Source organism: Microbacterium phyllosphaerae, from assembly GCF_017876435.1.
Classification (GTDB): domain Bacteria; phylum Actinomycetota; class Actinomycetes; order Actinomycetales; family Microbacteriaceae; genus Microbacterium; species Microbacterium phyllosphaerae.
Window position 1 is genome coordinate 3573048 of the sequence record NZ_JAGIOA010000001.1, and the last position, 13988, is coordinate 3587035.

15 protein-coding genes are annotated in these 13988 nt (G+C 67.2%); 3 read left to right on the top strand and 12 right to left on the bottom strand.

The genetic code is table 11. The features are described from left to right. Positions 1-388: 388 nt before the first annotated feature. Positions 389-1378 carry a zinc-dependent alcohol dehydrogenase gene (locus JOF42_RS16985; protein WP_210098884.1) on the top strand — a complete coding sequence of 330 codons (990 nt, stop codon included), beginning with the start codon at positions 389-391 and terminating at the stop codon, positions 1376-1378. 90 nt (positions 1379-1468) lie between these two features. Here JOF42_RS16985 and JOF42_RS16990 read toward each other — a convergent pair whose 3' ends face one another. The 8 genes from JOF42_RS16990 to JOF42_RS17025 form a co-directional block, all read right to left on the bottom strand. Next, positions 1469-3196, bottom strand: a complete 1728-nt coding sequence (locus JOF42_RS16990) for an RICIN domain-containing protein (protein WP_210098885.1) — start codon at positions 3194-3196, stop codon at positions 1469-1471. A gap of 154 nt (positions 3197-3350) precedes the next feature. Continuing rightward, the gene (locus tag JOF42_RS16995) at positions 3351-4439 is read right to left on the bottom strand and encodes an alkene reductase (protein WP_210098886.1); all 1089 of its coding nucleotides are present in this window, start codon (positions 4437-4439) and stop codon (positions 3351-3353) included. 40 nt (positions 4440-4479) lie between these two features. Continuing rightward, positions 4480-5022 (bottom strand): MarR family winged helix-turn-helix transcriptional regulator, encoded by a 543-nt coding sequence (locus JOF42_RS17000; RefSeq protein WP_210098887.1) that lies wholly within the window; start codon positions 5020-5022, stop codon positions 4480-4482. A gap of 84 nt (positions 5023-5106) precedes the next feature. Then, positions 5107-6054 carry an ABC transporter substrate-binding protein gene (locus JOF42_RS17005; RefSeq protein WP_210098888.1) on the bottom strand — a complete coding sequence of 316 codons (948 nt, stop codon included), beginning with the start codon at positions 6052-6054 and terminating at the stop codon, positions 5107-5109. Further along, positions 6051-6821: an ABC transporter permease gene (locus tag JOF42_RS17010; RefSeq protein ID WP_210098889.1), complete on the bottom strand. Its 771-nt coding sequence runs from the start codon at positions 6819-6821 to the stop codon at positions 6051-6053. Before JOF42_RS17010 ends, JOF42_RS17005 begins: the two co-directional genes overlap by 4 nt. Then, a complete protein-coding gene (locus tag JOF42_RS17015) occupies positions 6821-7555 on the bottom strand; it encodes an ABC transporter permease (RefSeq protein ID WP_210098890.1) in 735 nt (244 codons plus the stop codon). The genes JOF42_RS17010 and JOF42_RS17015 overlap by 1 nt, the downstream gene beginning before the upstream one ends. 121 nt (positions 7556-7676) lie before the next feature. Then, complete coding sequence (locus JOF42_RS17020; RefSeq protein WP_210098891.1) at positions 7677-8132, bottom strand: MarR family winged helix-turn-helix transcriptional regulator; 456 nt, start codon at positions 8130-8132, stop codon at positions 7677-7679. A gap of 1 nt (position 8133) precedes the next feature. After that, complete coding sequence (locus JOF42_RS17025; protein ID WP_307803633.1) at positions 8134-9816, bottom strand: DHA2 family efflux MFS transporter permease subunit; 1683 nt, start codon at positions 9814-9816, stop codon at positions 8134-8136. Between the two features lie 183 nt (positions 9817-9999). Between JOF42_RS17025 and JOF42_RS17030 the strand changes: the two genes are divergently transcribed. Continuing rightward, the gene (locus JOF42_RS17030; protein ID WP_210098892.1) at positions 10000-10938 is read left to right on the top strand and encodes a DUF1214 domain-containing protein; all 939 of its coding nucleotides are present in this window, start codon (positions 10000-10002) and stop codon (positions 10936-10938) included. A gap of 58 nt (positions 10939-10996) precedes the next feature. Here the strand turns inward: JOF42_RS17030 and JOF42_RS17035 are convergent, their stop codons facing one another. The 4 genes from JOF42_RS17035 to JOF42_RS17050 form a co-directional block, all read right to left on the bottom strand. Further along, positions 10997-11365, bottom strand: a complete 369-nt coding sequence (locus JOF42_RS17035) for a hypothetical protein (protein ID WP_210098893.1) — start codon at positions 11363-11365, stop codon at positions 10997-10999. Between the two features lie 82 nt (positions 11366-11447). Next, a complete protein-coding gene (locus JOF42_RS17040) occupies positions 11448-12260 on the bottom strand; it encodes a DUF1206 domain-containing protein (RefSeq protein WP_210098894.1) in 813 nt (270 codons plus the stop codon). Further along, entirely contained in the window at positions 12257-12928 is a 672-nt protein-coding gene (locus JOF42_RS17045) for a phosphatase PAP2 family protein (RefSeq protein ID WP_307803634.1), read from the bottom strand. The genes JOF42_RS17040 and JOF42_RS17045 overlap by 4 nt, the downstream gene beginning before the upstream one ends. A gap of 7 nt (positions 12929-12935) precedes the next feature. Next, positions 12936-13196 (bottom strand): DUF6458 family protein, encoded by a 261-nt coding sequence (locus JOF42_RS17050; RefSeq protein WP_056514962.1) that lies wholly within the window; start codon positions 13194-13196, stop codon positions 12936-12938. A gap of 117 nt (positions 13197-13313) precedes the next feature. On the opposite strand from JOF42_RS17050, the gene JOF42_RS17055 reads away from it, so the two are divergent. Beyond that, a complete protein-coding gene (locus JOF42_RS17055) occupies positions 13314-13976 on the top strand; it encodes an arsenate reductase/protein-tyrosine-phosphatase family protein (RefSeq protein WP_307803635.1) in 663 nt (220 codons plus the stop codon). Positions 13977-13988: the final 12 nt, after the last annotated feature.

The window sequence follows — 13988 nt, forward strand, 5'->3', positions numbered from 1 at the left end:
GAAAAGATCCGCGAACTCGGGAGTTCATCATCAGAATGCCTCTCTGCACTGTGATCGCGTCAGCGCGGGCCGCTCGACGCAAGTCCGGCCGCATCGCCGGACAAGGGAAAACCTAACCGGCATACTGGCCGCGAAATCGTTCGAAGTCACGAAAAGTTTTCGCATCTGTTCACGATGTCTTACGCGGACCTCTCAAGGGGCCCCGGCGTCTATTGATGCTCCTCAGGGCGGAATCACGGCTCATCGGGTATTGGACCCGGTCTTCACCGCCCTGTCAGTCTGGGCTGAGATCGGTGGAATGGACCTCCGGTCGCAGAGCGAAGGAGAACACGCCGTGCGTGCTGTCGTGTATCGAGGTATCGGGGATCTGACGGTCGAGGATCGAGAGGTGCCTTCCATCGGCCCGAGGGACGTTCTCGTGCGAAACATGCGCACAGGCATCTGCGGCACGGACATCAGCGCCTTCACGAAGGGCGGCGAAGCTCTCGGCATCTTCCCCGGCGGTCTGATCGGTCACGAGTTCGTGTCCGAGGTGGTCGAGGTGGGCGCCGAGGTGCGTGACCCGGCGATCGTCCCGGGACTTCGCGTGTTCGTGAACGCCTCGACCTCGAAGCGACGGGGAGAGGGTCGCTCCCAGCTCGAGATCACCGATTCGGCAGGCGGCCTCTCGCAGTTCATCTCGGTGCAGGATGCCGAGATCGGCTACAACCTGCACCCGCTTCCCGCGCACGTGTCGTGGGACCAGGCCGTGCTGATCGAGCCGTTCTCGGTCGCGAACCGCGGGGCCAACATCGCGAAGCCCGTTCCGGGCGAGCGTGCACTGGTGTTCGGCGCCGGAGCCGTGGGCCTCGGGGCGCTCGCGAACCTGAAGGCCAAAGGGGTCGAGCAGGTCATCGTCTCGGACATCGTCCCGAGCAAGCTGGAGGTCGTGCGACGACTCGGCGGCATCCCGGTCGACGGCAGAGAGGTCGATCCGATCGAGTTCGCCAAGGAGCGCTTCGGAGTCGTGACGAACTTCATCGACGAGGAGCGGGCCGACGTCGACATCTTCATCGACTCGGCAGGGTCACCGAACGCGATGTCGGACTACCTCAGGGGCGGGAAGCCCGGGTCGCGGATGGTGCTCGTCGCACTGCCTCCTCATTCCTTCGAGATCTCGCAGACCGCCTTCGTGCTCCAGGAGCTGTCGATCCTCACCTCGCTCGCATACAGCAACGACGACATCGCCGAGGTGGTGCGGTACCTCGAAGAGAGGCGCTACGACCCGAGTCCGGTCATCACGCACCACTTCTCCCAGGAGGATGTCGTGGAGGCCTTCCGCACGGTCATCGAGAAGAAGGACGAAGCGATCAAGGTCGTCGTCGACGTGCACCCCTGATCTCGCAGTGGATCCGCACGAGAGCCGGCGTCCGATGGTGTCACCACCTGGCGCCGGCTCTCGATGTCGGTGACACCGGAGAGCACCGGCTCAGCTGCTCGGGACCAGCTTCCACTCCTGCAGGTCGTCGTTTGTCGACGGCAGCTGCGATTGCAGCGCGACGGATCCATGGGATCCTGCCGCCGTCATGTAGAGCGATGTGTTCTGCGCGGACTGGATGCGCACGTATCCGTCCGAGGTCGTGACGAGGTTCCAGCGTTTGTCGACGCCACCGTCATCCACCCACTGCGCGATCCGCACGCCTGCAGAGGCGTTGCCCTGCCAGATACCCAGTGCGCGACCACCTGCCTTGTTGAGGAACGTGACCGAGTTCCCCTTCTGCACCGCGTGCCAGCGCTGGGTGGCGTTGGCGGGGTTGTCACCCCAGGTGATGATGTCGGGCTGGTCGCCCGTGAGGTTCGCATCCTGTGTCTTGTCGGCATCCGTGCTGAGGATCTCTCCCGTGGCTCGGTTCACCAGCGTGTAGTAGGTGCCGGCAGAGGTGCCGAGGTCGACCTGCCCCGCGGTGACCGGGCCTGTGCCCCAGGGCGCCTGCAGGATCTGGATGCGTCCCGTGGCGGGGACGTACTGCAGGTTGCGGCTGTAGCCGGCGGCCACCGGAGTCTGGTACTCCTTCCAGACGCCGTCGCTCCGACCCGACTGGTTGACCCAGACGCTGCCGCTGCCCGCCGCGTTGTAGACGATCGATCCGTCGGGTCGCGTGACGAGCACCGGGCTCCCGCCCTGCGCGAGCCTGTTCGCGCCCGCCGGAACGGGAAGTGCGGAGATGCCTGTGCCCGCCGCGCCGCCGACCGAACGGAAGTTCAGCGGGTCGTCGACGATCTTGTAGCGCACGTTGTCGCCGCCGCCCCAGTACTCGTACGTGAGCAGCCACTTGCCGTCGGTCGTGGGGACGATGTTCGTCATGCCGGGGCGTCCTCCACCCAGACGGGCCTTGCCGTCCTTGACCTCGGTGACGCCGGCGACATCGACGACCGGAGCCGTCCACGCTCCGACCCCGTCCCAGGTCGTGTGGGCGAGGATCTGTCCTCCGGAATCGGGCGACGAGGCATCGGCCGGATCGAACTGCACGACACCGGTGGTGGAATCCACTCCGAGCACGTCGCGCTCATCGGAGTAGAACACGACGAGGCGCCCGTTGCGCATCATCAGATACGGCTCCCACACCGGGTCCTGCCAGACCGTGTCACCCTGCGTGCCCGAATACTGCGTGGGGCTGGCCGCCACCTTCGAGATCAGCTGCCAGGTCGCTCCCGAGTCGGTGCTCGCCCACAGGACGATCGCCGAACGGAGTCGGTCGTTGCTGCCGGACTGGCCGGATGACGCGACGGTCGACAGCAGGACCGTGCCCTTCTTGTACGGGCCGAGATCCTCGGGCAACACGTAGAAGTAGGGGTTGGTCCAGTTGCTGGTGAGTCCTGCGTACTGCGCCGCGTTCGACTGCGATGACGGCGAGCCTATGTCGGTCAGCTTCTGCCAGGTGTCGCCGTTGTCGTCGCTCTTGTAGACCGGCAGGTCCTGCCCGACGACCGGGCCGGTGCTCTCCTCGTATGCCATGAGCAGCCGCCCGCTGGGCAGTTGCACGGACTTCGGGTAGAGGATGCAGGGGCTCTTGTTGCACGAGGCCTGCGACACGGCCGGAACGACAACGTTCGCCGCCGGCGCGTAGGCCGAGGCCCCCGAGGCCGCGAACCCGCTGATGGTGAGCATCGCGAGCGTCGCCGCGAATCCTGTGATGAGTTTTCTGTGCTTCGACATTGAAGTCACTCCCTTCCACGTCCATGAACCCACGGATGCACGCACGCGGTCGTCGCACGCCGGAGAAAGACTTTCCTCCTTCTCCGTGGCGGACGGGGGCCACAGACGAAGGCGGGTGGGTGCCGAAGCCCCCACCCGCCGATCCGTCGCCTGCTCAGGCTCCGGAGCGGACGCTCTCCAGCGAGGGGTAGTCGGTGTACCCCTCGGCGGTCCGACCGTAGAACAGCGCGGGCCGGGGCTCGTTGAGCTCGGCATCCTGACGCCAGCGCTCGACCAGGTCGGGGTTCGCGATCACCGGGCGGCCGGCGGCGACGGCATCCGCCCATCCGTCCGTCACGAGGGCGGTCGCTTCGTCACGGCTCGTGGGCTCCGCGAAGCCGGAGTTGATGATCAGCGGCGCCCCGAGCGTGCGACGGATGCGCTGCACGAGCTCGCTCGTCGGCGCAGCGTTCAGGATGTCGACGAACGCGAGGCCGAGAGGTGCGAGGCCCTCGGCGACGGCGAGGTAGGTGGCGAGCGCGTCGGCGTCGTCCTCTTCGAGCACGCCCTGGATGTTGTGCTGCGGCGACAGGCGGATGCCGGTACGGTCGGCACCGACAGCCTCGGCGACGGCCGTGGTGACCTCGATCGCGAAGCGCGCACGGTTCTCGGGCGAGCCACCGTACCGGTCGTCGCGGATGTTCGACACCGGCGACAGGAACTCCTGCACGAGGTAGCCGTTGGCTCCGTGCACCTCGACACCGTCGAGACCGGCGGCGATCGCGTTGCGCGCGGCCTGCACGAACTGCTCGACGACCTCGGGGATCTCGTCGAGGGTCAGGGCGTGCGCGACCGGCATGGCCGCCTTGCCCTCGGGTGTGTGCGTCTCACCGGGAGCCGCGAGCGCGCTCGGCGCGACGACGCGGGGTTCTCCCGAGATGGCGGGGTGCGAGACGCGGCCTCCGTGCATGAGCTGCATGACGATCGTGCCGCCGGCCTCGTGCACCGCGTCGGCGATGCGACGCCAGCCCTCGATCTGTGCAGGCGTCACGATGCCCGGCTGACCCGGGTACGACTTGCCCTCAGCCGCGGGCCACGTGCCCTCGGTGATGATGAGCCCCTGGCCCGCGCGCTGACGGTAGTACTCCACCATCGTCTCGGTGGGCACGCCCTCGTCATCCGCACGTGTGCGGGTGAGGGGCGCCATGACGACGCGGTTGGACAGCGGAAGGGCGCCGAAGGCGGCGGGCTCGAAAAGACTCACAGTGAGGGGTAAGGCTCACCACTCGTCGAGTATTCCCCGGTCAGGATGCCGGGGTCTTGCCATCCGTCCGATCGGATGCTCCGCCGCCGAGCTCCGCGAGCATCTCGGCGAAGCGATCGAGGTCCGCCTGCGACCAGCGGCCGAGGCGCTCGGCGAGCCTGGCCTCGTAGCGTGAACGTGCGGCCGTGACCCGCTCCTGTGCCAGCTCGGTGGCGACGAGCACACGCGCACGGCGATCGTCGGGGTCTCGCACGCTCTCGACGAGCCCGAGCTGCTCGAGCTGGCGCACCTGACGACTCACGGCGGTCTTGTCGGTCTGCAGACGTTCGATGATCGCTCCGGCCGATGTGGCCTTGCCCGTCGCGATCGACGTCAGCACCTGGTATCCGAGGGGCTGCAGATCGGGATGCACGGTCGTCGCCGCTTCGCGCCAGCTCACCCGGATGCGGGCGAAGAGCCGCCCGAGTTCGTGCTCGACCCGCGACACCGCCTCGTCGAGATCGAGGTCCCCGTCGGACGCGGCATGCCGGTCGGGAGCGTCGGGAGCGTCGGGTCCGGCGTGTTCGTCGGAAGAGGCACTCATGATCGCCATGATACGACGAAGCCCCGCTGTCGGCGTGACAGCGGGGCCCCGATCAGATCGCGGACGCGCGACCCGCGGGCGAGGTCATTTGTCGAGCAGGCCCGCGGCGGTGAGCCACTCTTCCGCTGCCGTCGCAGCCGACGCCTTCTCGTCTCCCTCGACCCGTTCGCGCAGATCGATCAGGTCGTCGGTCGTGAGCTTCGCCGAGATCGCGTTGAGCACCTCGGCCAGCTTGTCGGTGTAGATGTCCTTCGAGAGCAGCGGGATGACGTTCTGCGCCGAGATCATGTTCTCGGGGTCCTCGAGGACGACGAGATCCTCGGCCTTGATCGCCGGCGAAGTCGTGTATATGTCCGCGACCTGCACCGTGCCGTCGACGAGCGCCTGCACCGTGTCGGGGCCGCCGAAGTCCTCGTAGGGGACGAACGTGACCTGCCCTGCGTCCACGCCCACGCCGTAGACGTCGCGCAGGCCCGGGATGCCGTAGCCGAGCTCGCCGAACTGCGGGTTCGAGGCCAGCGAGAAGGGCTCCAGCGCCTTCAGGTCGCCGATGGCCGTGAGGTCGTTGTCCTCGGCGGTCTTCTTCGTCACCACGTAGGCGTCCTTGTCCTCAGCCGCAGCCGAGTCGAGCACCTGCAGGTCATCTGCGCCCACGGCATCCGGCAGTGCAGCGTCGACATCCTCTGTCGTGCGTTCCTCGTAGGCCGTGTCGTAGTACGCCAGCAGGTTGCCGTTGTACTCGGGGATGAGGTTGATCGAGCCGTCCTGCAGGGCGGGAATCGTCTGCTGTCGCGGACCGATGTTGAACTTGGTCGACACGTCGAAGCCTTCGGCCTCGAGCGCCTGCGCGTAGATCTCACCGAGGATCTCGCTCTCGGGGAAGGCGAAGGAACCCACGATGATGGCGTCGCCCTCGGCAGCGTCACCGCCGGAGGACGTCGGGTCGGAGGTCGCGCATCCGGCGAGTGCGACGGTGGTGCTGACAGCGAGCAGGCAGGCTGTCAGCCAGGTCTTGGGGGCTCGAGAGGTCATGCGGGGGTCCTTTCGTCGAGGATCGGCGCCGGGGCGGCATCCGATCTGTGTCGCTGCACGCTGCGGAGGGGACGGGGCGTCTGCCCCCGAGTGCGGGTGAGACGTTGGAGAAGGGCGAAGACACCGTCGACGCTCAGCGCGAGAACGGTGACCAGGAGCGCCCCACCGAGGATCACGGTGTAGTCGTTGAGGCCGATGCCGGAGGAGATGATGCGCCCGAGACCACCGAGCCCGACGTACGACGCGATCGTCACCGTCGCGATGACCTGCAGTGTGGCCGAGCGGATCCCGCCGATGATCACCGGCAACCCGAGGGGGATCTCGACCTTGCGCAGGATCTGCATCTCGGTCATCCCGATCGACCGCGCCGCGTCGATCGATTCCCTGCCGACGCTCTCGAGCCCGGCGTAGGCACCGGCGAGCAACGACGGTATCGCCAACAGGACGAAAGCGATGACGGAGCCGACGAGAACGGCCGGGGTGGTGCTGAGACCGGAGCGCAGCACCATGGTGAGGAAGAACAGGAGGCCGAGCGTCGGGAGAGCGCGCATGGCCCCGGTGAAGCCGATCACGAACTGCCGACCGTGCCCGGTGTGCCCGATGTAGAAGCCGAGCGGAAGGGCGATCAGTATCGCTATGGCGAGCGAGACACCCGAGTAGAGGAGGTGCTCGACGAGTCGGTCGCCGATGGGCAGCGGGCTCTGCGAGCCCGGCACCCAGTTGGCCGGGTCGAAGATCCAGGCGATGGCGTCGAGGAAGAAGTTCATCAGGCCCCCGTACCCGGTGGCGCGAGAACCCGACGGATGCTGTCGGACCCGGAATCGGTATCGGTCCCGGCATCGGTGTCGCCGCGCTGCGCGCGCACATCGGCGGCTCGACTCCACGGCATCAGAATCCGGCCGGTCGCCACCAGGATCATGTCGAAGACGAGAGCGATGAGCAGACTCATGACGATCCCGACGACGACCTCCTCGAGGATGCCGCGCTGTTTGCCGTTCTGGAAGAGGTAGCCGAGGTTCTCCGAGCCGATGATGACGCCCACCGAGACGAGGGCGATGGTCGACACGGAGACGACTCGGAGGCCGGCGATCAGCACCGGGCCCGCGAGCGGGAACTCGACCCGCCAGAACCGGCCGCCTCGCGAGAACCCGATGGCCTTCGCCGAGTCGATGATCGAGCGATCGACCGATCCGAATGCGTCGGTCGCCGAGCGAAGCATGATCGCGACCGCGTAGATCGTGAGTGCCACGACCAGGTTCGTGTCATCGAGGATCCGGGTGCCGAGGATGACCGGCAGGATGACGAACAGCGGCAGGGACGGGATCGTGTAGAGCAGGCTGCCCGTGGTGATGATGAACGTCCTGGCGACCCGATTGCGACTGGCCACCCACCCGAGCGGCACCGCGATCAGGAAGCCGAGGAGGATGGGAATGATCGCCAGACGGACATGATTGATCGTGAGATCGAGGATCAGGTCGAGGTTGGAGGCGATCCAGTTCACCGAAGCACCGTTCTGTACGGTCTTGGGACGCCGAATCGCGCAGACAAGACATTCGACTGAACCACAGAATATCGCGCTCGACAAGCCGCGGCGACACTCGGCGTGGTCTGCGGTACTGCGATCAGACCTCCGAGAGCAGCCGGAAGACCTTGGATGCGGCGTGGATCTCGTCTTGCGTCAACTCGGCGACGACGGTGCGCAGCCGCGTGGCATGGTCGCGACGCAGCTCGGCGAGCACCGCGCGTGCCGACGGGGTGGCCGTCAGCACGCGCAGTCGCCCGTCGCGCTCGTCAGGACGCGACTCGATCAGCCCCAGGTCCTCCAGCATCCGGACCTGGCGGCTGATGACCGACTTGTCCATCTCGAAGCGCTCGGCGAGCTCGTGCGCATTGGCGGTCTCGGCCCGCTCGATGAAGGTCAACAGCTTGTAGCCGCCGACCTGCAGCTCGGGGTCGATGCGTGCAGCCGACTCCTTCCAGAGCGTCCTGGTCCTCGCGAAGATGAGGTTCAGATGCGTCTGCAGATCGCCGAGTGCGGTGTCGACGTCGAGCGACGCCGGCGCTTCCGAGGTGACCATGTCAGCGCCTCGACTCCCGGTCCTCGCGTTCGAGGACGGTCACCGATCCGGTCGTGGGCGACGCGGAGTCGACACCGGCGATGCGGATCGTGCCGGTCGACATCGTCGCCCCGACCTCGGCCTCCGAGACCTCGAGCACCGACTCCTCCGCCTGCTCGCGCAGCTGCTCGGCGGCGTTCTTGGTCGACAGCGGCTTGTTCTTGATGAACGCGATCGCGAGGATCGAGATCACGGCGAGCGGGATCGCGATGATGAACGAGTCGGCGATGCCGTGGCCGTAGGCGCTCTCGACGATCGCGCGGATCGTGTCGGGGAGCTGGGTGATCTTCGGCACGTCACCCGAGGCGAGGTGCGTGAGCGCGTCGATCTCGTCCGGGGTGGTCGGCGTGAAGCCCTTGAGCGCATCGGTCATGTAGTTCGCGACGCTGGTCGACAGCATCGAGCCCATGACGGTGACGCCGATGGTGCCGGCGATCGTGCGGAAGAAGTTCACGTTCGACGAGGCGGCACCCAGCTGCTGCGGCGCGGTGTCGTTCTGCACGATGAGGGTGAGGTTCTGCATGACCATGCCGAGGCCCGCGCCCAGCACGAACATGTAGACGGCGACCAGCGGGAACGGCGTGTCGTAGCGCAGCGTCGCCATGAGCGAGACGCCGACCGTGGTGAGCACGGATCCCGTGAGCATCCAGCCCTTCCACTTGCCGAAGCGGCTGACGAGCTGGCCGATGATGATCGACGCACCCATCTGGCCGATGATCATCGGGATGGTCATCAGACCGGACTCGGTGGGCGTGGCGCCACGGGCGAGCTGGAAGTACTGCGCGAGGAACACGGAGGTCGCGAACATCGAGACGCCGATCGCGATGGACGCGATGACCGACAGGGTGAAGGTGCGGTTGCGGAACAGCGACATCGGGACGATCGGTTCCTTGACGAAGAACTCGACCGTGATGAAGGCGGCGATCGCGACACCGGCGGTGACGGCGAGCATGATGCTCGTCGAGGAGTCCCAGTCGAACTGGCTGCCGCCCATCGAGACCCAGATCAGCAGGGTCGAGACGCCGACGGCGAGCAGCACGATGCCGAAGTAGTCGATCGAGACCTTGCGGTCGCGCTGCGGCTTGGGCAGGTGCAGCGTGAACTGCAGCAGCACGAGGGCGACGAGTGCGAACGGCACACCGACGAAGAAGTTGGAGCGCCAGCCCCAGACGTCGGTGAGGAGGCCGCCGAGCAGCGGACCGCCGATGGTGCCGAGGGCCATGATGCCGCCGACGACGCCCATGTACTTGCCGCGCTCGCGCGGCGAGATGATGAGGGCGACGGCGATCATGACGAGAGACATGAGTCCGCCGACGCCGATGCCCTGGATGACGCGGACCGCGATGAGCATGTTCGTGTCGGTCGAGAATCCGGCGATGACCGTGCCGGCGGTGAAGAGGATCAGCGAGATCTGCACGAGGATCTTGCGGTCGACCAGGTCGGCGAGCTTGCCCCAAATGGGCGTCGAGACGGCGGTCGCCAGAAGGCTCGCGGTGATGACCCAGGTGTACTGAGACTGGGTGCCGCCGAGGTCGGCGATGATGACGGGCATCGAGGTCGACACCACGGTGCCCGAGAGCACGGCGACGAACATGCCGACGACGAGGCCGGAGATCGCGGTGAAGACCTCGCGCGGCGAGCGCACAGGCTCAGCGATGGAGGAAGAAGAAGGCGTTGTCACAGTGGAAGTGCTCCTGCGTAGAAAGTTGATTGGTGTCAACTATACGCCTATTAGTTGCAGAAGCGCAACTATCGACCGGATGCAACCATTCAGCCGGACCGGTTCTCAGGGGTGGCGCGTCATCACGCCACTGTGTGAGCATCGGTCATGGCCATCATCGTGAACTCCGACAACTTCGTCCGAGCCGAGAACGATCGCATGCTGCATGACCTCCAGCGGGATGCCGGCGGCATCAACAGGTTCCTGCACAACCGGGAACCCGCGGCGATCGACAGGCAGACCGTCATCCGCCTCAATCGCGACACGCTCTACAGCTTCGCCGTCGTCGACATCTCGGAGGGCGCCAGATTCACCGTCCCCGAGCACGGAGACCGGTACCTCTCGGCGATGGTCGTCAACCAGGACCACCACATCAACCGCGTGATCCACGCCCCCGGGGAGCACACGCTGACCGTGGAGGAGTTCGGCTCGCCGTACGTCGTGCTCGCGGTGCGCATCCTCGTCGACCCACAGGACGCCAGCGACGTCGAGGCCGTCGTCGCGCTTCAGGACCTCCTGGAGCTGCACGCGGAGTCCGACTCCCCCTTCGAGACGCCCGAGTACGACCGCGCATCGTTCGACGACACCCGCAACGCTCTGCTCGCCCTCGCGCGGCACCTCACCGGGTTCGACCGCATGTTCGGCACGATCGAGCAGACCGATCCCGTCCGGCACCTCATCGGCACCGCCGCCGGGTGGGGCGGTCTGCCGTCGGACGAGGCGAGCTACATGGGCGTCGACCCTGGCCTGCCTCCCGGACGATACGAGCTCACGGTCGCCGACGTCCCCGTCGACGGGTTCTGGTCGATCTCGGTCTACAACGCCGCCGGGTACTTCGAGCCGAACGAGCACGGCGCCTACACGGTCAACAGCATCACCGGGGTGCCGAATCCGGACGGTTCGATCACGGTGCGGTTCGGCGACTGGCCTGCGGACACGGCGAATGCGATCCCGACACCCGTCGGCTGGAACTATCTCGTGCGGCTGTATCGTCCACGCGCCGAGATCCTCGACGGCACCTGGACCTTCCCGGTCATCCAGCCGTAGCATCCGCGGCGAGCGTCCCTGATCCCCCGGGGGGGGTGCCCGCTGACCGCGGTTCTCGTCAGACCCGCCCTGCGCCCGAGCCGTCGAGATCCAGATCGAGGTCGAGGCGCCATTCGCCGGCGTCGCCGACGTGTGCATCCGAGGAGTCGGCATCGTTCTCGGGGTACAGACGGTGCGCCTGGAGCCGTGCGGAATGCTCACTGAAGTCCGGCTCGGCCCCCTCGAAGTCGTCGTGGGGACCGACCAGGAGATCGTTGCCGACACCGACGACCAGCTCAGCGCAGTCCTCGCGCCCCTTCAGGATGATGGGGATCTCGACCGCGTCGGACTCGCCCTCGGCCGCGATGGCTGCGGCGAGCCTGACGAGCGAGTCCGCCACGTCATCCGTGGTGACCAGCTGCTGACCTGCATACGAGACGATCTTCATGGATCGATCATCGCCCGGATCACGGATTCCCGGCTCGGGGTTGCGCGGGTCGGTGGCCGTTCGATATGGCGCACACAGCTGCTCACATGCGGGCGTAGCGGGCGCGAGCGAAGCAGAACAGCCCGTAGAGCACGAGTCCGGCACCGACGATCCAGAGGATGATCGGGCCGTAGGGCAGCCCCGCGAGGGTGCGCAGCGCTGAGTCCAGCCCTCCCGCGGTCTCGGGGTTGTGCGTGAGCGCGGCGATCACGAAGAGCACACCGGCCACACCGACGGCGACGCCCTTGGCGATGTAGCCGGCGACGCCGAACGCGACGATGCCCGAGCGCGCCGTTCCTCCTGGTGCCGAGAGGTTCTTCATGAAGGCCTTGGTGAAGCCGCGGACGATGAACGCGATGCCGATCGCAGCCACGATCAGGCCGACCAGCACGAGCAGCGCGACCCCGGCGGGCGCGGCGAGGAGCTTCGCGCTGAACGACTGCGACGACTCGGAGGACTGCGACTGGCCGCCGAGGGCGTAGACCAGCGCCGTCGCACCGATCGCGATGTAGGCCGCGGCGGTGCCGAGGAACTTCACCCGGTGGCCCCACTTCTTCTTCGTGTCCGGGTCTCGTTCGACGACCGCCTCCGCGATCTGCCAGATCGCGAGCGCGAGCAGCCCGAGCACGATCAGCCACAGCAGGAAGACGCCCGCCGGCGACTGCTGGATCTGCTGCATCGCCCCACCCTGGTCGGCCTTCTCCCCGCCGCCGCCGGTCGCGATCGAGATCGCGATGCCGCCGATGAGCAGATGGAGGATGCCGAGCACCACATATCCGATCCGGGCGAGCACCCGGAACGTCGTCGAGTCCTGCGCCGCGCTGGCGGCCGAGGCCGCTGAATTGCGAGTGTTCATGGGTGAACCGTGCTTTCGATCGTGTCGTCGCCGGTCGGCGACGGAAGTGTGCGAGAGGCGCGCCGAGCTCTGACGGCCTCGACGCAGACCCATACGAAGCAGGCGACGGCGATGCCCTCGAGCAGCCCCGCCGCCACATCGCTGAGCCAGTGCGCGTGCAGGTAGGTGCGGCTCCACATCATCGTGACGACCCACACCGCCCCCAGTGCCCAGACGTACCAGCGCCGGAACGTCAGGGCCAGGATGATCGTCACGGTGGTCGCCACCGCGGTGTGCCCCGACGGGAAGGATGTCGCCACGCTCTCGGCGAGCGAGTCCTCGGGGCGGGTGCGGCCGATCACGGCCGCCATGGTGGCGCCGATCGCGACGACCGCCACCATGGCGATCGCCAGCGTCGCGGCATCCCACCGGCGCTTGCGCCACACCAGCCACGCGATCAGCGCAGCTCCGATGACGATCATGCCGATGGTGCCGCCGACGATGGCCGGAACCCAGGCGATGACGACCCACACGTCGCTGGTCAGCGACACCATGAGGTCGTGCCACCACACATCGGCGGGGAGCGGCTCATGCCCGCCGAGGGCCACGAGCGTGCGCAGCACGACGAACGCGACTGTCGCCGAGACGCCGGCGATCAGGGCCGCGGTTCCGCGCGCGACGTCGACCACGCCGGGGTCAGGCGATCGGATCGTTGTTGCGGATGCTGCGACGGGTCACGCGCTCGCCGGTGGCGGGGTCGACGGCGGTGCGGTCGACCGTCTCGGTGCGACGACTGCGCATCACGAGGACGAGGCTGATCAGGAACACGACGACGCCGGCTCCCATGAGGATGTAGCCGATCAGGTCGAGGTCGACGTAGCCGCCGGTGTCGATGTTGATCGCGAAGACGAGGATCGCTCCGATGACGAAGAGCGCGATTCCGCTGCCGATGCCCATGTTGTCCATTCCTCTCCGAAACCGCCCCTGCGGTCTCGCGACGACAACATTAGGGTCAATGACGGTTGAGTCAATAGCCGTGGACACGACTCGCACGGCGTGGTATGGATGAAGATGATGACTGATCTGGAACGACGCGCCGGCATCTTCGCCGCACTCGCCGATCAGACGCGCCTGAGCATCGTCGACCTGCTGACGCTCGGGGACCTCTCGTCATCCGAGATCGGCACCGCGCTCGATCTGCGGTCCAATCTGATCGCGCACCATCTCGGTGTGCTCGAATCGGCGCAGATCGTCACCCGCACGCGCTCCGAGTTCGACAAGCGGCGCAGCTACATCGGCCTGCGGCCCGAGGTCTTCGACACGCTCGCGCCGACCAGCGTGACGCCCCCTCGCCGGGTGCTCTTCGTCTGCACGGCGAACTCCGCGCGGTCACAGCTCGCCGAGGTCATCTGGCGCGACGTGAGCGGCATCGATGCCGCATCCGCCGGAACCCGACCGGCCGCGGTCGTGAACCCCGAGGCCGCGGCGGCCGCCGCCCGTCACGGGCTCGCGATCGACCCGGCTCGGCCTCCCCGTCACGTGGACGACGTACGCAGCGACGGCGATCTCGTCATCACGGTCTGCGACGACGCGCACGAGCGAATGCGCTTCCGCGACGACCTGCACTGGTCGATCCGCGACCCTGCCCGCATCGGCACCCCCGCCGCGTTCGACGCCGCCTTCGACACGCTGTTCCAGCGCATCCGCGCCCTGTCGTCTCGACTCCTCGCCGCGTGAGCCGATGTCCCC

Coding starts and splice junctions, on each gene's coding strand:
- JOF42_RS16990 (WP_210098885.1), bottom strand. CDS start 3,196: ATGTCGAAGCACAGAAAACTCATCACAGGATTCGCGGCGACGCTCGCG.
- JOF42_RS17000 (WP_210098887.1), bottom strand. CDS start 5,022: ATGAGTGCCTCTTCCGACGAACACGCCGGACCCGACGCTCCCGACGCT.
- JOF42_RS17005 (WP_210098888.1), bottom strand. CDS start 6,054: ATGACCTCTCGAGCCCCCAAGACCTGGCTGACAGCCTGCCTGCTCGCT.
- JOF42_RS17010 (WP_210098889.1), bottom strand. CDS start 6,821: ATGAACTTCTTCCTCGACGCCATCGCCTGGATCTTCGACCCGGCCAAC.
- JOF42_RS17020 (WP_210098891.1), bottom strand. CDS start 8,132: ATGGTCACCTCGGAAGCGCCGGCGTCGCTCGACGTCGACACCGCACTC.
- JOF42_RS17030 (WP_210098892.1), top strand. CDS start 10,000: ATGGCCATCATCGTGAACTCCGACAACTTCGTCCGAGCCGAGAACGAT.
- JOF42_RS17035 (WP_210098893.1), bottom strand. CDS start 11,365: ATGAAGATCGTCTCGTATGCAGGTCAGCAGCTGGTCACCACGGATGAC.
- JOF42_RS17040 (WP_210098894.1), bottom strand. CDS start 12,260: ATGAACACTCGCAATTCAGCGGCCTCGGCCGCCAGCGCGGCGCAGGAC.
- JOF42_RS17050 (WP_056514962.1), bottom strand. CDS start 13,196: ATGGGCATCGGCAGCGGAATCGCGCTCTTCGTCATCGGAGCGATCCTC.
- JOF42_RS17055 (WP_307803635.1), top strand. CDS start 13,314: ATGACTGATCTGGAACGACGCGCCGGCATCTTCGCCGCACTCGCCGAT.